Origin of the sequence: Marinimicrobium sp. (assembly GCF_002695945.1) — a bacterium.
Taxonomy (GTDB): Bacteria; Pseudomonadota; Gammaproteobacteria; order Pseudomonadales; family Cellvibrionaceae; genus Marinimicrobium; species Marinimicrobium koreense.
Genome location: NZ_NZQP01000019.1, coordinates 46,998 through 67,306 on the forward strand (window position 1 = coordinate 46,998; position 20,309 = coordinate 67,306).

Annotated in this window: 16 protein-coding genes, 1 other RNA gene and 1 pseudogene; all 18 read left to right on the forward strand. The window is 60.4% G+C overall.

The window, feature by feature from the left end; all coding sequences use genetic code 11:
* Positions 1 to 111: 111 nt before the first annotated feature.
* The 18 genes and pseudogenes from rnpB to CMG77_RS03515 all read left to right on the forward strand — a co-directional run bounded on the left by rnpB (position 112) and on the right by CMG77_RS03515 (position 20,275).
* Positions 112 to 463, forward strand: an RNA gene (gene rnpB / locus CMG77_RS03430) — RNase P RNA component class A.
* Positions 464 to 805: 342 nt separating this feature from the next.
* A complete protein-coding gene (mraZ, locus tag CMG77_RS03435; protein ID WP_286805405.1) occupies positions 806 to 1,246 on the forward strand; it encodes a division/cell wall cluster transcriptional repressor MraZ in 441 nt (146 codons plus the stop codon).
* 67 nt (positions 1,247 to 1,313) lie between these two features.
* Entirely contained in the window at positions 1,314 to 2,243 is a 930-nt protein-coding gene (rsmH, locus tag CMG77_RS03440) for a 16S rRNA (cytosine(1402)-N(4))-methyltransferase RsmH (RefSeq protein WP_286805407.1), read from the forward strand.
* A gap of 28 nt (positions 2,244 to 2,271) precedes the next feature.
* The gene (ftsL, locus tag CMG77_RS03445) at positions 2,272 to 2,577 is read left to right on the forward strand and encodes a cell division protein FtsL (RefSeq protein ID WP_286805408.1); all 306 of its coding nucleotides are present in this window, start codon (positions 2,272 to 2,274) and stop codon (positions 2,575 to 2,577) included.
* Entirely contained in the window at positions 2,570 to 4,309 is a 1,740-nt protein-coding gene (locus CMG77_RS03450; protein ID WP_286876452.1) for a peptidoglycan D,D-transpeptidase FtsI family protein, read from the forward strand. The genes ftsL and CMG77_RS03450 overlap by 8 nt, the downstream gene beginning before the upstream one ends.
* A complete protein-coding gene (locus tag CMG77_RS03455; RefSeq protein ID WP_286903611.1) occupies positions 4,306 to 5,847 on the forward strand; it encodes a UDP-N-acetylmuramoyl-L-alanyl-D-glutamate--2,6-diaminopimelate ligase in 1,542 nt (513 codons plus the stop codon). Before CMG77_RS03450 ends, CMG77_RS03455 begins: the two co-directional genes overlap by 4 nt.
* Positions 5,844 to 7,208: a UDP-N-acetylmuramoyl-tripeptide--D-alanyl-D-alanine ligase gene (locus CMG77_RS03460; RefSeq protein WP_286903612.1), complete on the forward strand. Its 1,365-nt coding sequence runs from the start codon at positions 5,844 to 5,846 to the stop codon at positions 7,206 to 7,208. Before CMG77_RS03455 ends, CMG77_RS03460 begins: the two co-directional genes overlap by 4 nt.
* Positions 7,208 to 8,290, forward strand: a complete 1,083-nt coding sequence (mraY, locus tag CMG77_RS03465) for a phospho-N-acetylmuramoyl-pentapeptide-transferase (RefSeq protein WP_024460828.1) — start codon at positions 7,208 to 7,210, stop codon at positions 8,288 to 8,290. The genes CMG77_RS03460 and mraY overlap by 1 nt, the downstream gene beginning before the upstream one ends.
* Before the next feature lie 55 nt (positions 8,291 to 8,345).
* Complete coding sequence (gene murD, locus CMG77_RS03470; protein WP_502691739.1) at positions 8,346 to 9,650, forward strand: UDP-N-acetylmuramoyl-L-alanine--D-glutamate ligase; 1,305 nt, start codon at positions 8,346 to 8,348, stop codon at positions 9,648 to 9,650.
* On the forward strand, positions 9,650 to 10,864 hold the full coding sequence (ftsW, locus tag CMG77_RS03475) for a putative lipid II flippase FtsW (RefSeq protein ID WP_502691740.1): 1,215 nt from the start codon (positions 9,650 to 9,652) through the stop codon (positions 10,862 to 10,864). Before murD ends, ftsW begins: the two co-directional genes overlap by 1 nt.
* Positions 10,864 to 11,958 (forward strand): undecaprenyldiphospho-muramoylpentapeptide beta-N-acetylglucosaminyltransferase, encoded by a 1,095-nt coding sequence (murG, locus tag CMG77_RS03480; protein WP_286903624.1) that lies wholly within the window; start codon positions 10,864 to 10,866, stop codon positions 11,956 to 11,958. The genes ftsW and murG overlap by 1 nt, the downstream gene beginning before the upstream one ends.
* Before the next feature lie 28 nt (positions 11,959 to 11,986).
* Positions 11,987 to 13,375 (forward strand): UDP-N-acetylmuramate--L-alanine ligase, encoded by a 1,389-nt coding sequence (gene murC / locus CMG77_RS03485; protein ID WP_286903625.1) that lies wholly within the window; start codon positions 11,987 to 11,989, stop codon positions 13,373 to 13,375.
* A gap of 87 nt (positions 13,376 to 13,462) precedes the next feature.
* Positions 13,463 to 14,353: a D-alanine--D-alanine ligase gene (locus CMG77_RS03490; RefSeq protein ID WP_502691741.1), complete on the forward strand. Its 891-nt coding sequence runs from the start codon at positions 13,463 to 13,465 to the stop codon at positions 14,351 to 14,353.
* A 92-nt stretch (positions 14,354 to 14,445) separates the two neighbouring features.
* The gene (locus CMG77_RS03495) at positions 14,446 to 15,168 is read left to right on the forward strand and encodes a cell division protein FtsQ/DivIB (RefSeq protein ID WP_286903616.1); all 723 of its coding nucleotides are present in this window, start codon (positions 14,446 to 14,448) and stop codon (positions 15,166 to 15,168) included.
* A gap of 34 nt (positions 15,169 to 15,202) precedes the next feature.
* Positions 15,203 to 16,438, forward strand: a pseudogene (gene ftsA, locus CMG77_RS03500) (cell division protein FtsA).
* A gap of 65 nt (positions 16,439 to 16,503) precedes the next feature.
* Positions 16,504 to 17,676: a cell division protein FtsZ gene (gene ftsZ, locus CMG77_RS03505; RefSeq protein ID WP_286903617.1), complete on the forward strand. Its 1,173-nt coding sequence runs from the start codon at positions 16,504 to 16,506 to the stop codon at positions 17,674 to 17,676.
* Between the two features lie 397 nt (positions 17,677 to 18,073).
* On the forward strand, positions 18,074 to 18,985 hold the full coding sequence (lpxC, locus tag CMG77_RS03510; protein ID WP_286903618.1) for a UDP-3-O-acyl-N-acetylglucosamine deacetylase: 912 nt from the start codon (positions 18,074 to 18,076) through the stop codon (positions 18,983 to 18,985).
* Positions 18,986 to 19,336: 351 nt separating this feature from the next.
* The gene (locus tag CMG77_RS03515; protein ID WP_286903619.1) at positions 19,337 to 20,275 is read left to right on the forward strand and encodes a M23 family metallopeptidase; all 939 of its coding nucleotides are present in this window, start codon (positions 19,337 to 19,339) and stop codon (positions 20,273 to 20,275) included.
* Positions 20,276 to 20,309 lie beyond the last annotated feature (34 nt).

Sequence of the window (20,309 nt, forward strand, 5' to 3'; positions counted from 1 at the left end):
GATCATAACGGGATTAAAAACGAAATCGTCAGTAAATAATCTGGGGTGTGGTGCTTTGTGTTGAAAATGTGCGCTTGCGCACGTTCGCCAAGGTCGCTACTCTATGTCTTCGGAGTCGGCTCGGCAGTCGCTTCGGTGCTTGCACCGGGGAGGAAAGTCCGGGCTCCACAGGGCAGAGCGCCAGGTAACGCCTGGGGGGCGAGAGCCCACGGAAAGTGCAGCAGAAAGTAAACCGCCTAAGCGACCTCGGTCGCCGGTAAGGGTGAAATGGTGCGGTAAGAGCGCACCGCGCGACTGGCAACAGTTCGTGGCGATGGTAAACCCCGCTCGGAGCAAGACCAAATAGGAACCCGATGGTGCGGCCCGTACCGGGTTCGGGTAGGTCGCTCGAGGTGCGTGGCGACACGCATCCCAGATGAATGACTGTCCTCGACAGAACCCGGCTTACAGGCCGACTCCGACTTATTCTGTTTTAGAGCGCTTCCTTCTATCCCCCGTCTTTTTTAATCCTAAAAATTCACAAACTTAATGTAACACTTTAAGTTTGTTCTCTATTGCGCTGATAGTTATAGCTTATTCCCTTTTGGTGGTTTCTGGCGCATCTCTCATTCCTGTCTATACCTACAGTTTTCTCTGCAGATCCCGTGCGGTTCGCCGCATTTTCCTTCTCTATTGCTTGACTTTGCTTTGCCCGGATTTATAGTGTGCCATAAGTGGTAGAAAGTGGTTATTAGTGGTTTTTTGTGGAAATCCGGGTCGCGAAGTGGTGAAAAGTGCCCTCGCCCCATCAAATGACAGGTGAATCGTGCTCACAGGCAGTCACTCCATCAATATGGACGCGAAGGGTCGCATGGCGATCCCGACTCGCATTCGCGAGTCCTTTGTCGCGTCCTGCGAGGGCCGCCTGGTGCTGACCGCTCACACCCAGCAGCGCTGCCTGCTGGTGTACTCCGAGCCGGACTGGCTGGAGCGACTGCCGAAAATTCAGGCGCTGTCGGATAACGACCCGGCGGCGGGCCGGATCAAGCGCCTCTGGATTGGTTATGCGACCCCGATGGAAATGGATGGCAACGGACGAATTCTGGTGCCCCCCACCTTGCGCAGCTTCGCCAGACTGGACAAGAAGCTGATGTTGGTGGGATTGGGCGACAAGATGGAGCTGTGGAACGAAGACAGCTGGCAGGAGCTGATTGAGCAGCCGCTCGATACCGAGCTGTCCCCAGAGCTGCAATCGCTGACACTGTAACCGGATTTCAAGCGGCTCGGCCCGAGCCGAAGTGGCACAACAAACGCGGCATAACAAAAGGTAGCCCATGAGCGATTCGCCCCACCAGACGGTACTGTTGAATGAAGCGGTTGACGCCCTGGTTCAGGATGTCGACGGCTTTTATGTCGACGGCACCTTTGGTCGGGGTGGACACAGTGCCCGGATTCTGGAGCGGCTGTCGGAAAAGGGACGGCTGCTGGGCATTGATAAGGATGCCGATGCCATCGCGGTGGCACATGAGCGGTTTGCCGGGGATGCCCGCTTCGAGATCGCTCAAGGCTCCTTTGCGGCGCTAGCGGAACTGGTGGGTGCGAGAGGCATGACCGGCAAGGTCCAGGGGTTGTTGCTGGATCTGGGTGTGTCGTCGCCGCAGTTGGATGAAGCCGAACGTGGTTTCAGCTTTTTGAACGACGGTCCTCTGGATATGCGGATGGACCGAAGCTCCGGACAAAGCGCGGCCGAGTGGCTTGCCGAGGCCCCGGAGGCCGAAATTGCCCGGGTTCTGAAAGAGTATGGCGAAGAGCGCTTCGGCAAGCGCATGGCGCGAGCGCTGGTCGCTGCCCGGGCGGAACAACCGATCACCCGGACGTCGCAGCTGGCAGAAATCGTCAAGGCGGCCAATCCGGCCTGGGAGAAGGGCAAGCACCCGGCGACCCGGGCGTTTCAGGGGATCCGGATTCACGTCAACAATGAGTTGTCGGATCTCGAGGCCATTCTTGCCCAGGCCTTGACGGTATTGGCGCCGGGCGGACGGCTGGTGGTGATCAGCTTCCACTCGCTGGAAGACCGCCTGGTGAAGCGCTTTATCCGCCGGCAGGAAAAAGGACAGCCGCTACCGGCCGGACTGCCGGTACGCGATGAGCAGCTCGATCGCACCCTCAAGAGTGTGGGCAAGGCGGTTCGGGCCAGTGATATTGAAGTGGGCGCAAACGTGCGTTCACGCAGCGCCATTATGCGCGTTGCAGAAAAGCTCTGACTGATCAGATGACGAGGCGATTTTGACCATGACCCCCAACACATCCAATGCACTGCACTCCCGCCGGGGTATTACCCTGGCGGTGGCCGTGTTGTGGGTGTTGGTGGTGTTGTCGGCGCTGGCGGTCATCGCCTCTACCCATCAGACCCGTCAACGGGTTGACCGTCTGGAGACCCTGCGCCGGGAGGCGGCCGAGCTCCAGGTTGTGTGGGGACAATATATGTTGGAGCAGAGCACCTGGGCCGCCTATGGCCGGGTGGAGCAAATGGCCCGCGATGAGTTGGCCATGCGTCTGCCGGATGACGAAGACATCGTGATGGTGATTCATGAGTAGGGCGCAGACGCTGACAATCGCCCGCTGGCGAGTCTGGCTGGTAGCCCTGGCCGTGCTGGTACTCGGCTCGGCGCTGTTGTGGCGCCTGGCCAGTCTGCAGGTGTTGCCCGATACCGCCCAGGGTTATGAGTTTCTCCAGGGCCAGGGGCAGGCCCGGACCCTGCGCACCGAATCCATCAGTGCCTATCGGGGGGTGATTACCGATCGCAACGGCGAGCCATTGGCCGTCAGCACACCGGTCGAAACCCTCTGGGCAGACCCGACACTCCTGTTGCAGTCGCCCGAGCGCTGGAACGAGTTGGCGCGGGCGCTGGAACTGTCGGAAGCCGAGCTGGAAGCTCGGCTCTCTCGTTATAGCGGCAAGGAGTTTATGTATCTGCGCCGGCATCTGCCCCCCCAGGCCGCTGAAGCGGTTCTGGCGCTGGAGATTCCCGGCGTTTACAGCCAGCGCGAGTACCGCCGCTATTACCCGGCCGGGGAAGTGGCGGCCCATCTGGTGGGCTTTACCGACATCGACGATCGGGGCCAGGAGGGCATGGAGCTGGCTTACGACGCCTGGCTGTCGGGCGAGAGTGGCGCCAAGCAGGTGCTCAAGGATTTGCGGGGTCGTACCGTCAAAGAGCTTCAACTGGTGAAGTCTGCCCGGCCCGGTCGCAACCTGGCGCTCAGCATTGACTTGCGCCTTCAGTATCTGGCGCACCGGGAATTGAAAGCCGCGGTTTTGAAAAACAACGCCAAGGGCGGCTCGCTGGTGATCATGGACGTGCAGACCGGGGAGGTTCTGGCCATGACCAACCAGCCGGCCTACAACCCGAACGATCGCTCCGGCCTGCGCTCCGAGGCGCTGCGCAACCGGGCGCTCACCGATCTGTTTGAGCCTGGCTCCACCATGAAGCCGCTGGCGGTCATGGCGGCACTGGAAACCGGTCGTTTCAGCCCCAGTTCGCTGATCAACACCGCCCCCGGGTATGTTCAGGTGGGGCGCAAAACACTGCTGGACCCGGTGAACTACGGCACCCTGGATCTGAGTGGCGTGATTGCAAAATCCAGCCAGGTGGGGATGACCAAACTGGCGCTGGAGCTTGAGCCCTCAACGGTGCGCAACATGTATCAGCGCCTCGGTCTGGGGCAGGGCGTCGGTACCGGCTTCCCGGGCGAGTCCGTGGGCACCTTGCCCACCTACGAGCGCTGGCGCCCCATTCAGCGGGCAACCTACGCCTTTGGTTACGGTCTGAATCTCACCGCCATGCAGTTGGTAAACGCTTACAGCACGGTTGCCAGTGGCGGGGTCAAACGCACGCCTTCGCTGCTGAGGGTAGACGACGTGGTCGAGGGCGAGCGAGTGGTGGATGAAGAGCTGGCCCGGCAGGTCACGGCCATGCTGCGTCGGGCGGTCAGTACCGAGGGTACGGCCCGCAGGGCTGAAATTCCGGCTTATCCGGTGGCGGGCAAAACCGGCACCGTGCATAAAGTGGGTGAGGGTGGTTATGTTGAGAACCGATACATCGCCTCGTTTGTCGGTATGGCACCGGCAGACAATCCGCGCATTGTCGCGGCGGTAATCATCGATGAGCCCTCGGATGAGCGTTATTTTGGTGGCCAAGTGGCCGCTCCGGTGTTTTCCAGAGTAGCCGAAGGCGCACTGCGTCTTTTGCAGGTGCCGCCCAGAGTGGACGGGGCGAAAGGCATCATGGTTCAGGATGACAAAAAGCGCGGAGAGCCCTGGTCATGACCCGTCGCTACGCCATTAACCTCGCGGACCTGGCACCGGCGCTGAAGCTCGATCCGGCGTCGCTGCCCGACATTCAGGGGCTGACCCTGGACAGCCGCCAGGTTCAGCCCGGTGATGCGTTTGTCGCCCTCAAGGGCGCGGTGCATGATGGGCGAGCTTATATAAAGGATGCCGTCGACAGTGGCGCCGTGGCGGTGCTGGTGGATGTGGACGCACCGGCGGACCTTCAGTCTGTGCCGGTTGTTGCACTGCCCAACCTGGCGGGCCAACTGAGCGAGTTGGCAAATCGGCTGTATCAGTCCCCGAGCGAAGCGGTCAACATCTTTGGCGTGACCGGAACCAACGGCAAAACCACCTGCTCTCTGCTGATGGCCCAGCTGGCGGCCGTCCATTGGGGAACGGCAGGGGTGATCGGCACTCTGGGGTATGGACTGTTGAAAGCCGATGAGCCTGCCGCCAAGCAGATTGCCGGCCTGGAACACACAGGCTTGACCACACCGGACGCGCTGAGTGTGCAGAAAACGCTGCGCTCGCTGGTGGATCAGGGCGCGCAGACGGTGGCCATGGAAGTTTCCTCCCACAGTCTGGTTCAGGGGCGCGTGGCCGCTGTGACGATGACGGCCGCTCTGTTCACCAACCTGAGCCATGACCACCTGGATTTCCACGGAGATCTGATCCGCTATGGCGCCGCCAAGGCACGCTTGCTGGAGCAACCCGGCCTGCAGGTGGCGGTCATCAATCGGGATGATGCCTGGGCCGCGAGCCTCGCCAANCAGGTGCCGGANGGNGTTCAGGTGGTGAGNTATGCCCTGGATGACCCNNAAGCCGATGTCTACGTCACCGANCGGGTCGANCAGCGCGCGGGCATCAGTGCCCTGATCAACACCCCCTGGGGACAGGGCGAGCTCCACAGCCCNCTGTTGGGTGAGTTCAATCTNAGCAACCTGCTGGGCGTGATCGCAACGCTCTGCGCCGCCGGCATGACACTGGAGGACATCTTGGCGGCCGTTCCCGGTCTGGTGCCGGCGCCCGGGCGCATGGAGCCGGTGGTCCTGGATGAACAGCGACAGGATGTGCAGGTGGTGGTGGATTACGCCCACACCCCGGACGCACTGGAGAANACNCTCAANGCGTTGAGNCACCACAANACGGGTCGGCTNTGGTGTGTGTTCGGTTGCGGTGGAGACCGGGACCGNGCCAANCGTCCGAANATGGGNCGGCTNGCCGAGCGGTANAGCGATTACGTGGTAGTGACCAACGACAACCCCCGCTCAGAGGATCCCGCCCAGATNGCGGCGGACATTCTGCGNGGCATGGACAANGACCATCAGTGNCTGGTGATTGCCGATCGCGCNCAGGCTATNGANCTGGCCATTCAGCAGGCCCGCNCCGGCGATACGGTATTGGTCGCGGGTAAGGGCCATGAGGATTATCAGATTTTTGCCCGGGAAACCCTGGCGTTCAGTGANTGCNAGCAGGTGCGCCAATCGNTGCAGCGTCGGCTGGNTAANTTGACNCCCGGGGAGGTGACACCATGATCGGTACGATCNNTTTGTCANAGCTGAACCGTCGTTTTGGGGGTGAGTTGACCCAGGGNGATGNCGAGTTCCGTCGGTTGAGNACCGACACCCGAACCGTGCAGGCCGGGGATCTGTTNCTGGCGCTGCGGGGCGAGCGNTTTGANGGNCATGAGTTTGTGCAGACCGCNGTNGANCGNGGCGCCTGNGGCGTGGTGGTNGACCAGCCNGTGCCGGACCTGNCCGTACCTCAGTGGGTNGTGCCGGATACNCTGACGGCCCTGGGCCAGGTGGCATTGCTCAACCGTGAACGGTTTCGGGGCCCGCTGGTGGCGATCACCGGCAGCAGCGGCAAAACCACCGTNCGGACCATGCTCGCGGGCATTCTGGTGCGCGCCGGNGGNGTTCTGGCAACNCGGGGCAACCTGAATAACCACATNGGNGTGCCNTTGACGCTGTTGGAGCTGGATNAACATCACGAGTANGCGGTGATNGANATGGGCGCGAGTGGCCCGGGCGAAATCGCGTCCTATTGNCAGTGGGCGAAGCCGGANGTGGCGCTGATCAATAACGTCATGCCGGCGCATATCGAAGGTTTTGGTTCGGTCGAAGGNGTCGCCCGCGCCAAGGGNGAAATCTATACCGCGCTGGATGAAAACGGCATTGCCGTGATCAACCGCGACGACGCCTTTGCCTCTTACTGGTTGTCCAGTCTGGGCGGTCGCCGNGTGATCAGTGTGTCACTGGATCAGCANGAGGCGGATTGNCNNGCNCGNGATATCGANTATCGCCCCGACAGCGTTCTGTTCACGCTGATCACGGGCAACGAAGAAGCACGGGTGCAACTGGCGGTGCCAGGTGAACACAGCGTCAGAAACGCGCTGGCCGCGGCCGGTTGTGCGCTGGCGCTGGGGCTGAGTGCTCAGGCCATTGCCCGCGGGCTGGAGAGTTTTGAACCGGTGGCGGGGCGTATGTCCGCCCGGCGCGGTTGGGCCGACGCACTGATCATTGACGACAGTTACAACGCCAACCCCGGCTCGGTCCGGGCGGCGATCGAAGTGCTCGCCGCACATCAGGGCAAACGCATACTGGCGCTGGGCGATATGGGCGAGCTTGGTGAACACAGTGCCGAGCTGCATCGTGAGGTGGGTGATCGGGCGCGCGAACGCGGCCTGGATCGGCTGGTGACGCTGGGGCCCCTGAGCGCCCAGGCCGCTGAGGCCTTCGGCGAGGGCGCCAGCGCCTACCGTACTCACGAGGAAGTGATTGAGGCCCTCAAGGGTGAGCTGGATGAACACACCCGCGTGTTGATAAAAGGTTCTCGCAGCGCCGGTATGGATCGGGTGGTGCGCGGTTTGAGCAAAATCGGAGACCAAGACTGATGCTACTGTGGCTCGCAGAATACTTACAAGAATACCTGCGCGGCATGGCCGTGTTTCAGTACCTGACGCTGCGTGCGATTCTCGGGGTGCTGACGGCTCTGGTGATTTCACTGTTGTTGGGGCCCTGGATGATTCGCCGGCTCAACTACCTGCAGATCGGTCAGGCCGTGCGCAGCGACGGACCGCAAACGCATTTGAGCAAGTCCGGCACACCGACCATGGGCGGCACGCTGATTCTAGCGGCTATTTTCATCAGTACCCTGCTCTGGACCGATCTCAGCAATCGCTATGTCTGGGTGGTGCTGGTGGTGACCGGCATTTTCGGCGCCGTGGGTTGGGTCGACGATTACCGCAAGGTGGTTCAGTCCAACTCCCGTGGTCTGCCCGCGCGCTGGAAGTATTTCTGGCAATCCGTGGCCGGTGTCGGCGCGGCCCTGTTTCTGTATTACACCGCCGTTCTGCCCGCGGAGACCCAGCTGTTTGTACCATTCTTCAAAAACGTGGCGCTGGATCTGGGCGTGTTTTATCTGGTGATCACCTACTTTGTGATTGTCGGTTCGAGCAACGCGGTGAACCTGACCGACGGTCTGGATGGGTTGGCGATCATGCCTTCGGTCATGGTGGGCTCGGCGCTGGGGATCATTGCCTATTTGTCCGGCCACGTGGAGTTTGCCAATTATCTGCACATCGCTCATATCCCCGGCGCCGGTGAGCTGGTGATTTTCTGCGGCGCCCTGGCCGGTGCCGGGCTGGGCTTTCTGTGGTTCAACACTTATCCGGCTCAGGTATTTATGGGTGATGTGGGCGCACTGGCACTGGGTGCCGCGCTGGGGGTGATTGCCGTGATTGTTCGCCACGAGATTGTCCTGTTCATCATGGGCGGCATCTTTGTGATGGAAACGGTGTCGGTCATTCTGCAGGTGGCGTCCTACAAATTGACCGGGCGGCGGATTTTCCGGATGGCGCCGCTGCACCATCACTATGAATTGAAAGGTTGGCCGGAGCCGCGCGTGATCGTGCGCTTCTGGATTATTACCGTCATGTTGGTCTCCTTCGGGCTGGCCACGTTGAAACTGCGTTAACGGAGCGAGTGAAACTGTGCCTCAACTGATTGCGTCAAGCTGTGAAACCGCCATCGTGGGCGCCGGTCTGACCGGCGTCTCCGTCGCGCGTTTTCTGGCGCGTCGGGGGCAGGCGTTCACCTTGCTGGATACCCGTGCGGATCATCCCCAGCGCGAGGCGCTGGAGCAGGAGTTTGGTGCGGAGCGGGTGCAGTTCGGCCCCCTGGATGTGGCGTTGATGAGCCGGGTGGAAGAAGTGGTGGTCAGCCCGGGGATCGCGATGAGCACCCCCGAACTGCAACAGGCGCGCAATGCCGGCGCTCGCCTGGTGGGCGATATCGAACTGTTCGTGCGTTACGCCAAGGCGCCGCTGATTGCGATTACCGGCTCCAACGCCAAAAGCACGGTTACCACCCTGGTGGGTGAAATGGCCAAAGATGCGGGCGTGCGGGTCGCCGTGGGCGGCAACCTCGGGACACCGGCACTGGATCTGCTCGATGACAGCGTTGAGTTGTANGTGTTGGAGCTTTCCAGCTTTCAANTGGANGGTGTNNCNAAACTGAGCGCCAAGGTGGCCACGGTACTGAATGTCAGNGCCGANCATATGGATCGNTACCCGAACATGCCCGCCTACCATCAGGCCAAGTTGCGGGTTTATTTCGGCGCGGAACAGGTGGTGTACAACAGCCAGAGTGTGCTGACCCAGCCGCCGATGAGTGTCAATGCGATACCGGTCACCTTTGGTGGGCGCCCGGAGTTTCACCGGTTTGGCGCGGCCGAGCATGAGGGCGAGTTGTGGCTGTACTGGCAGCTCGACCCTCTGATGCCGGCGAGCGAGCTGAAAATCAAGGGACGGCACAATATCGATAACGCGTTGGCGGCGTTGGCGCTGGGTCACTCGGCGGGCTTGGCCCACGAGTCCATGCTTAACACCCTGCGTCGCTTCCCGGGCTTGGCGCACCGGTGCGAGTGGGTGGCGGAACACGCTGGCGTGACCTACTACAACGACTCCAAGGGTACCAACGTGGGCGCCGCCGTGGCGGCCATTGAAGGGCTGATGCCCCCTCAGGGAAAAGTTGTGTTGATCGCCGGCGGCGATCCCAAAGGCGCGGACTTTGCCGAGTTGCGCAAACCGGTCGAGCGCTGTGTTCGCACCCTGGTGTTGATCGGCACCGCCGCCGATGCCATGGAAGCGACGCTGGGCGACCTGGCGGACGTGATCCGCGCGGACTCCATGGAGGATGCGGTGCGCAAAGCTGCCGCCGCCGCACAGTCAGGCGATGTGGTTCTGTTGTCCCCGGCCTGCGCGAGCTTCGATATGTTCCGCAATTATCAGGACCGGGGCGAGCAGTTCCGCCAGGCAGTGGAGGGCCAGCAATGATGAATTGGCTCAAACAGCACTGGGAAGAATCCGTGGCGATTTTTCGTGGCGGCGTGGATCAATGGCTGATTCTCCTGTGGCTCGGTCTGCTCAGCATTGGCCTGGTGATGATCGCCTCTGCCTCGATCGCGTTTGCGGCGGATACCTACGGTGACCCCTGGTTCTTTACCAAGCGGCACTTTGTGTACCTGATGTTGGGGGTGGCGGTTGCCGCTCTGGTCGTGGCGGTGCCGGTGCGCTATGCCCAGCAATACGCCGGCTGGTTGATGGTGGCGACCCTGGGTTTGCTTTGCCTCGTGTTGGTTCCGGGTATTGGCCGGGAGGTGAACGGCGCCCGTCGCTGGCTGGATCTTGGGGTCATCTCAGTTCAGATTTCGGAAGTGGCCAAAGTGGCTGCGGTTGTGTTCTTTGCCAGCTTCTTCGCCCGTCGGCATCAGGAGTTGTATACCGGCTGGCAGGGCTTCGTGAAGCCGGTGCTGGTGTTGGGGCTGATGTGCTTGCTGCTGTTGTTCCAGCCGGACTTCGGTAGTGCCGTAGTGTTGGCCAGTGTGGTTCTGGCCATGATGTTTATCGCGGGGGTCAAGCTCTGGCACTTCGGATTGTTGGGNGCGGCNGCCATTGCCTGTCTGGCAGCGCTGGCGGTGTATTCGCCCTACCGGATGACCCGTCTGGTGACCTTTCTGGACCCCTGGTCGGCCCAGTTCGGCTCCGGCTATCAATTGACGCAATCCCTGATCGCCTTCGGTCGGGGNGAGTGGTTTGGNCTTGGNCTCGGGAACAGTCTCCAGAAACTGTTTTANCTGCCGGAAGCGCACACNGATTTTATNGCCGCCATNATGGCCGAGGAGTTTGGACTGATCGGTCTGGTGGTNATGCTCGGNGTATTCGCGGCGTTGATCGTGCGGNTTTTTGCGATCGCNCGCGCNAGCCTGACGGCCAACCGGTTGTTTGCCGCGTTCGCCTCTTACGGNGTGGCCATATTGTTNACCTTNCAGGTATTCATCAATGTGGGNGTTGCCGCNGGCTTGNTGCCCACCAAGGGNCTGACTCTGCCGTTNATCAGTTATGGCGGNAGCAGCTTGNTGATTGGCTGCGCGCTGATCGGCTTTGTGATTCGGGTGGATTGGGAGCAGCGCCAGGCGGTTCCGGTNTCGCGCGTGCGCACCCGGGTCAAGCCGGTGTCGGTGANCTCACAGTGGCGGGAGGCNGCATGATGACTTCAGCCTCCCGTAAAAAAGCNNTGATTATGGCNGGCGGCACCGGAGGTCATGTGTTTCCGGCGTTGGCGGTGGCGCGCGAGCTGCAGGCGCAAGGCGTTCAGGTAGCCTGGTTGGGTACCGCCAAAGGTATTGAGGCCCGTCTGGTGCCGGGTGCGGGTATNGCCCTGCATTATCTGTCCGTGCAGGGCGTGCGGGGCCGCGGTATGGCCGGCCTNCTGAANGCGCCNTTTNTGATTCTGGCGGCCATCTGTCAGGCGCTGGCGGTGATCTGGCGGTTCAAGCCGGATGTGGTGGTGGGCTTTGGCGGGTTTGCCTCCGGCCCTGGTGGTATTGCGGCAAAACTGTTGTGGAAACCGTTGGTCATTCACGAACAGAATGCCATCCCGGGCACGACAAATCGTTACCTGGCGCCTTTGGCGCAATCGGTACTCACTGCCTTCCCGACTGGCCTGAAAGGAGCGCAGGAAGTNGGCAACCCNGTGCGTCGTGAGCTGGCGNCCCTGGCNGCGCCCGCGGAGCGTTTCAGCGCGCGGGGCGAGCAGCCGCTGCGGCTTCTGGTGCTGGGTGGCAGCCTGGGGGCGCAGGCCATTAACGAACAGGTGCCCGAAGCNTTGGCCCGACTTGCACCTGACNCCCGCCCGGTGGTGTGGCATCAAAGTGGCGCGGCCCATCAGGANGCCACCCGGTCGCACTATGANGCTGCCGGCGTGGACGCTCGGGTGGATGCGTTCATTGATGATATGGCCGAGGCCTACGCCTGGGCNGACTGGGTGATCTGTCGAGCCGGCGCNCTGACAATTTCAGAGTTGATGACAGTGGGGTTGGCGGCNNTGTTGATTCCGTTCCCNNACGCCATNGACGATCATCAGACGCACAATGCGGCCGTGTTGGTNAATGCCGGNGCCGCGCTGGCGGTCTCGCAAAAAGATCTGGACGGTGAAAAGCTGGCGGCCTTGATGCGGGAAGAGTTTGCCGAGCGCANTCGCCTGCGCGCCATGGCCGANCNTGGCCGCCAANTGGCACGACCCGAAGCGGCNCGAGTGGTNGCCGAGCAATGCATTGCCCAAACCGAGGTCAATCGTGGATAAAGCCATTCAATATTACGAAGTTCCGGANATGCGCCGCATTCGACGCATTCACTTTATCGGCATCGGNGGTGCGGGTATGAGTGGTATTGCGGAGGTNCTGATCAATCAGGGCTATGANATTACNGGCTCCGATCTGAANGCCTCCGGNACCACCCGTCGCCTNGAGGCGATGGGGGCAAAAGTGTTTATCGGCCACCGCGAAGAGAACGTGGTGGATGCGCACGTTGTGGTCAACTCCAGNGCGGTGAAAGCGGACAACCCGGAGATGNTCAGCGCCCGCGAGCGNCGNATNCCCATCGTGCGACGCGCCGAGATGCTCGGNGAANTGATGCGCTATCGCCACGGTATTGCGGTGGCCGGCACTCACGGTAAAACCACCACNACCAGCCTNATGGCATCGGTGCTGGCGGCCGGCGGGCAACACCCGACTTTCATCATTGGCGGCCTGGTCAATAGNGCGGGCAGCAANGCTCAGTTGGGGGCNAGTCGCTACCTGGTNGCGGAAGCGGACGAAAGTGATGCGTCCTTCCTGCACNTGCAGCCCATGGTNGCGGTGGTGACCAACATCGANGCGGATCACATGGACACCTATGGGGGCGACTTCAACCAGTTGAAGCGCACCTTTATCGAATTCATTCACAACCTGCCGTTCTACGGNCTGGCGGTGTTGTGCGGGGATGANCCGGTNGTGCGCGACATCATCCCATCGCTGTCGCGCCCGATANTGACCTATGGCTTTGAGGCCCACTGTGANTTTCGGGCGATCAATGTCAGCAAGGACAAGATGCAGACCCGCTTTGAAGTCGANCGNCCGGACCANAAAGAGCCGNTGGCGATNGAGCTCAATATTCCNGGGTTGCACAACGTATTGAATGCGACGGCAGTAGTNGCNGTCGCCACCGATGAAGGCCTGAGCGATCAGGCCATTCAGGACGGGCTGAAACACTTNGCCGGTGTGGGNCGTCGCTTCCAGGTGTATGGCCACTACCAGGTCGAGAACGGCGAAGCCATGTTGGTGGACGACTACGGNCATCACCCCCGCGAAGTGGCNGCGACGATTGCGGCCATNCGCGATGGTTGGCCGGATCGCCGCTTGGTGATGGTCTATCAGCCGCACCGCTACACGCGGACCCGGGATCTNTACGAAGACTTTGTGGANGTGTTGTCCTCGGTTGATGCGCTGGTGTTGNTGGAAGTNTACAGCGCNGGCGAAGACCCCATCCCGGGCGCGGATGGCCGCCACTTGAGCCGNAGCATTCGGATGCGCGGTGCGGTCGANCCGATATTTGTCGAGTCGGTGGATGATGTGCCCGATGTGATTCGGGATATCGTCAANCCGGGCGATATTGTGATTACTCAGGGTGCCGGTAACGTCGGNGCTCTGGCAGGTGAACTCGCCCAGCGCAAGTTGCGNTAGGCCCTTGAGGTATTGATCGAAGTGAACACAGAAGCAAACAACACANTGTCCGCTGCCTCCGCCGGGTTCAANCCGGGTCGGGTGGGCGTGTTGTACGGCGGAACCTCGGCCGAGCGGGAAATTTCCCTGCAGACCGGGGCCGCGGTGTTGGACGCATTGCGCCAGTCCGGTGTGGACGCGGTGGGGATTGATATCGGAGCGGATGCCATTGCCCAGTTACAGGCCACGCCCATGGACGTGGCGTTNATCGCCNTGCACGGCCCCGGCGGTGAAGACGGTCGCATTCAGGGNGTGCTCGAGTATATGGGCATTCCCTACACCGGCAGCGATGTGTCAGCCTCGGCATTGGCGATGGANAAGCTGCGCAGTAAACAACTGTGGGCGGGTATNGGTTTGTCCACACCCGAGTTTGCCGTGGTCAATGCGGACAGCGATTGGGATCAGNTTCTGAAAAANCTCGGTGGTGACGCCATTGTGAAGCCGGCNCACGAGGGTTCCAGNATTGGTATGGCNCGGGTGCAGAGTGGTGCCGAATTGGCCCAGGCNTATCGGGATGCGGCGCATTACGACGGCAGCGTGTTGGTTGAACGCCTGATTACCGGCAGTGAATACACGGTGGCCATTCTCGACGGTGAGGCACTGCCTCCCATCAAGCTGGAAACGGACCACCGCTTTTACGATTACGACGCCAANTACNTGGCCGACGACACNCGTTACCTGTGCCCCTGCGGCCTGGATGCNGAGCGCGAGCAGGGGCTCAAGGCGCTCGCCTTGCAGGCATTCANCAGCCTNGGTTGTCGGGGCTGGGGCCGGGTGGATGTGATGGCCGACCACNTGGGTAACTTCTATTTACTGGAAGTGAANACNGTGCCGGGCATGACCAGCCACAGTCTGGTGCCGATGGCGGCACAGGCCGCCGGCTTGAGTTTCGCCGAGCTGGTGGTGCGGATTGTGCGAGCCTGCCAGACGGAGTCATGAAGTCCGGTTCGGTAAAACGGATTCCCGGGCAGGGCAGAGTGACGCCGCGCGGCGCCACCCGCAAAAGCCAACCCCGAAAGGACTGGGGNGCCATGCTCAGGGGAGGGCGCCGATGGATTGGCCCGGTGTTACTGGTGGGTGTNTTGATCGGCGCGGGANGCTGGTTGNTCGANCCGATCAGCGGATGGTTGAACCGGCCGGTCGCCGAAGTGAGTGTCGAGGGAACGTTTCGCTANCTGAGCCGTAAGCGGNTCGAANCGTTACTGAGTGATCAACTGGGNGANGGATTCNTGCAGNTGGATCTCGCGGCGATNAAGNAGGCACTGGAAGCGGAGCCNTGGGTGGCNCAGGCCGCATTGACAAGGCGTTGGCCGGANCTGCTGCACGTGAAAATTATTGAGGAGGAGCCGATTGCCCGTTGGGGTGAGATCGGNTTCCTGGATCGCGGCGGAGATATCATTGCCGTTGANGATCAATCGGCNCTGGCGCATTTGCCCCTGCTGGCCGGATCGGATGCGGATGCCGTGGCGATGATGGAGCGTTACCAGGATCTGGCGCAGATGCTGCGTCATCGGGGGCTGAGTATTCAGTCGCTGAGAAGTGATCGGAAAAATGCCTGGCGCCTGACNCTGAGNGATGGNGTTGCCCTGGTGATCGGACGGGATCAGGTGCTGGAGAAGATGCAGCGNTTCGCCACGGTCTATGACCGGCAGTTGAGCGAGCGCTGGGACGACATAGAGCAGGTAGATTTACGCTATCACAACGGGGTGGCGGTCGCCTGGAAAGCACAACAGGAAGAAGCAGAAACGCAATGATGGAAAACTGTGACATGCAAAAGAGGTTCGCATAATGGCCCATGTAGCTGACAGCAAGATGATTGTCGGTCTGGATATCGGTACATCCAAAGTCGTCGCTATAGTCGGTGCCATTACTCCCGAGGGCGAATTGGAAGTGGTGGGGATCGGCTCACACCGCTCCAGCGGACTCAANAAGGGTGTGGTGGTGAATATCGAATCGACCGTGCAGTCCATTCANCGGGCGATCGANGAGGCNGAGCTGATGGCCGGCTGNCAGATNCACTCGGTCTACGCCGGTANTGCCGGCAGCCANATCCGCAGCCTGAACTCCCACGGCATCGTGGCGATCAAGGACCGNGANGTGTACCCCCAGGATNTGGAGCGGGTGATTGATGCCGCCCAGGCCGTGGCCATTCCNGCGGACCAGAANATCCTGCACATTCTTCCGCAGGAATTNCTGATCGACGATCAGGAGGGNGTCAAAGAGCCGCTGGGCATGTCCGGTGTTCGNCTGGANGCGAAGGTTCACCTGGTCACCTGNGCNGTNAATGCGGCGCAGAANATNGANAANTGCATTCGGCGCTGTGGGCTGGAAGTGGAAGACATCATTCTNGAGCAGCTCGCCTCAAGCTTTTCGGTGCTGACCGAAGATGANAAAGAGCTGGGTGTCTGCGTGGTGGATATCGGTGGCGGNACNACCGANATTGCGGTGTTCAAGGAGGGGGCCATNCGTCACACCGGCGTGATTCCCATCGCCGGTGATCAGGTNACCAANGACATCGCCATGGCGTTCCGTACCCCGACGCCCCACGCGGAAGAAATCAAAATCAAATACGCCTGCGCCCTGGCGAANCTGACNGGTCCCGATGAAACCATCAAGGTGCCGAGCGTGGGCGATCGCGAGCCGCGGGATCTGTCCCGCCAGGCNTTGGCCGAAGTGGTTGAACCGCGCTACGACGANCTGTTTACGCTGGTNCANGCGGAGCTTCGGCGCAGTGGCTTTGAAGATCTGATTGCCGCCGGCATCGTGCTGACCGGGGGCACCGCGAAAATGGAGGGTGTGGTTGAACTGGCNGAAGAAATTTTCCACATGCCGGTGCGCNTGGGNGCGCCCCAGAACACTCGCGGTCTCAAAGATATTGTCAACAACCCCATTTATTCAACCGGCGTNGGCTTACTGCAATACGCCATCAAGCAACAGCAAGAGGGGAGGGCCATCACGCATGTCCGAGACAACGACGACTCCTGGTTCGGTCGCTTGAAAAAACTGTTTCAAAGTCATTTTTAAATTACCGTTTGCTNATTTTGTTACTTCAATAATTTTTAATTTGGTAAAGGAAAAGGGGAAATACTATGTTCGAGCTCGTAGACAACATCCCGCAAAATGCCGTGATTAAAGTCATTGGTGTCGGTGGTGGCGGTGGCAACGCCGTCAAGCACATGATCGACAGCAACATCGAGGGCGTGGAGTTCATCTGCGCCAATACCGACGCACAGGCGCTCAAGGACATCGACTCGCGCACCGTACTGCANCTGGGTCANAGCATGACCAAGGGCCTGGGTGCGGGCGCCAACCCCGAAGTGGGCCGTCAGGCCGCCATGGAAGACCGTGAGCGCATCGCCGAAGTACTGCGNGGNGCCGACATGGTGTTCATNGCTGCCGGTATGGGCGGCGGCACCGGNACCGGTGGGGCGCCNATCGTGGCCGANGTGGCNCGCGATCTGGGCATCCTGACCGTGGCGGTGGTCACCAAGCCGTTCCCCTTCGAAGGTCGCAAGCGCATGGTCGTNGCCGACGCCGGCATCAAGGAGCTGCAGGAGCGGGTGGACTCACTGATCACCATCCCGAACGAAAAACTGCTCTCGGTGCTGGGTAAGTCCACCAGNCTGCTGGATGCGTTCAAGGCNGCNAACAACGTCCTGCTCGGNGCGGTACAGGGTATTGCCGACCTGATCATCCGTCCGGGCATGATCAACGTCGACTTCGCNGACGTGCGCACGGTGATGTCCGAAATGGGCATGGCGATGATGGGCACTGGCCACGCAACCGGTGAGAACCGGGCCCGCGAGGCGGCTGAGGCGGCCATTCGCAGTCCGCTGCTGGAAGACGTCAACCTNNAGGGCGCGCGCGGTATTCTGGTGAATATCACCGCCGGTATCGACCTGTCNNTGGGCGAGTACTCNGANGTGGGNAATACCATCGAAGAGTTCGCCTCCTCCGATGCCACCGTGGTGGTCGGTACNGTGATCGATCCCGAAATGTCCGACGAGCTGCGGGTCACCGTCGTGGCCACGGGCCTGGGCGTCCCCGCAAAGGAAGAAAAGCCCGCCGGTAAAACCAAGGTGGTGGTAGACAANACCCGCCGCAANAACACCGGTGAAGTGGACTACAGCAGTTACGAGCGCCCCACGGTCATGCGCCAGAACGCTCAGGCCACCGGGCAGGCCACGGCGACCGCACCGGCNACCGAGAAAGAACTGGAGTATCTGGACATTCCGGCTTTCCTGCGCCGTCAGGCGGATTGAGAGGNCTGAATTGCTCTCTGGAATATTGGNCGGNAAGAGTCAATAGTCTGNGGCAATGGAAGGNNTTGTGAACTTTGTATAGAACCTTTGCCCTGGTTGTTGTCATAGTTCACGCCCGTTGCAACCGGCGAGCCGGGTCGAGTTCAGGCCCGCACGCCGGTTGGGCGGAGAACGGTCAGGATCTGAGAGGTTGAAACGTGATCTGTGTCACGGATTGCCGCGCTAGAGGGTCCGCAAACCGTAAAAAGAGGTAAATGTCACCAAAATGGTGCATGTTCAGCGCTATTTCAGTAGTGACTGAAATGAAAAATTGTTACAATTGCGTCCTTTTTACAACTCGGCAGCAGCGCCTCACAAGGGGGNTNATGCCACAGCCAAAGGTGGGCTACTCAGGGTAATGATCAGACAACGCACGCTCAAAAATGCCATCCGGGCCACCGGTGTTGGCTTGCACACCGGTCAGAAAGTATATCTGACCCTTCTGCCGGCACCTGCGGATGCCGGAATCGTGTTCCGCCGGGTCGATCTGGATCCGGTCGTTGAGATCGAAGCCAAAGCCGAAAACGTCGGCGATACCACGCTGTCCACGACCCTGGTCAAGGGCGATGTGCGGGTNTCNACNGTTGAGCACCTGCTNTCNGCNATGGCCGGNCTNGGNATTGATAANGCCATCGTTGAGGTNAGCGCGCCNGAAGTNCCNATTATGGACGGTAGCGCCGGNCCCTTTGTGTTNCTGATNCAGTCCGCTGGTATTCAGGAGCAGGCGGCNGCCAAGAANTTNATCCGGATCAAGAAGCCGNTAACGGTTGAAGAAGGCGACAANGTGGCGAGTTTCCTNCCCTTCGATGGCTTCAAGGTNACCTTTTCCATTGACTTCAACCACCCGGTGTTTGAGGGGCGCAACNTGCAGACGTCCGTGGACTTCTCCAGCACCTCNTTTGTGAAGGANGTCAGCCGCGCNCGAACCTTTGGCTTTATGCACGAGATCGAGTACCTGCGCTCCAAAGGTCTGGCGAAAGGTGGNAGCGTCGACAACGCNATNGTNGTGGACGACTACCGGATTCTGAACGAAGACGGTCTGCGNTACGAGGATGAGTTCGTCAAGCACAAGGTGCTCGACGCCATNGGNGANCTGTANTTGCTGGGNAACAGCCTGATTGGCGANTTCCGGGCCCACAAGTCAGGTCACGGCCTGAATAACAAGTCCCTGCGTCAGCTCATTGCCCAGCGCGATGCCTGGGAAGTGGTGACATTTGAAGACGAAAGCACCGCGCCGATCTCTTACATGAAGCCGCTGTTGGCGGTGTAAATCGGCGGGANACGCTCGCGAATCCCGATTCGCCCGAAAGGCCGCGCTGGTGACAGCGCGGCCTTTTCNTTCCGGGNNCACCNGCTCCAAATAGCCGAAAAGTTGGTAATTCAGGGCTTTATATGCCATATTTGGCGATTGATTCNGNGNNCAGCGCTTCGTCTTGATTCGCTGANATNCCNCAAATAACATAACACGTTGAAATTCATGGATTTTTCTTTGGTTGACGATGCTGTTTAGTGCCGACAGCTATAAGTGAACCAAAATTAGACGGATTTGATATAGATAATCGGCATAAAATGCCGATTAGTACTGTGCAATCCGGACACAAAAACGGGTAATATCCGCTTCATGAAGATCATTATTGTCAGTAAACAGCACGGCCAGACGCGCAGCATCNCCTTGGGTGGCTGGACNCGNGCNCTGCTGTCCATCTGCCTGCTGGGGATGCCGGTCACGGCGGCCGGGGTGTTGGGTGCGCAGTGGCTGAGCTCGCTCAATGGCAATANNGATGTCTTTACCGCCGAGTCCCGGCGGGCGTGGGAAGCCACCCTGGCCGAGCAGCAGGCGCAAGTGGAAGAAACCCGCGAGCATGCCCGGTCCCAAGTGGCCGCGTTGACACTGAGGGTTGCCGAGCTACAGGCCCGTCTGATGCGTCTGGATGCNTTGGGTGAGCACCTGACCAGCCTCGCCAACCTGGATGAAGGNGAGTTTGACTTCAGTCAGCCGCCCGCCCTGGGTGGCCCGGAAACCGCCACCATCGGTGATCCCTACACCCCCCCCGATTTCATCAGCGTGATCGATCAGNTGTCCAATCAGATCGAGAANCGCGAACAGCAGCTCGCCACCCTGGATGCNCTGCTGGCCAAGCGCAANNTGCAGGACGACATCTTTATCGCCGGTCGCCCGATCAAGAANGGCTGGATGTCCTCGCGCTTTGGCCGTCGCACCGACCCATTCACCGGTCAGGTGGCGTGGCACGGTGGCGTGGATTTTGCCGGTAAAGACGGCTCCGAAATCATCTCGGTGGCCGCCGGTGTGGTTACCTGGTCGCAAGATCGCCATGGCTACGGCCAGATGGTGGAAATCAATCATGGCGGCGGTTTTACCACGCGCTATGCGCACAACAAAGAAAACCTGGTCAAAGTCGGTGATGTGGTCAAAAAAGGCCAGGTCATCGCTCTGATGGGCTCCAGCGGCCGCTCTACCGGCCCACACGTGCACTTCGAGGTGTACAAAAACGGTCGTGCGGTGGATCCGGCGACNTATATNCANCGCGCCAGCCGTTAATTTCCCTCCCTCCCGCTTGCTTTCGCANGCCACA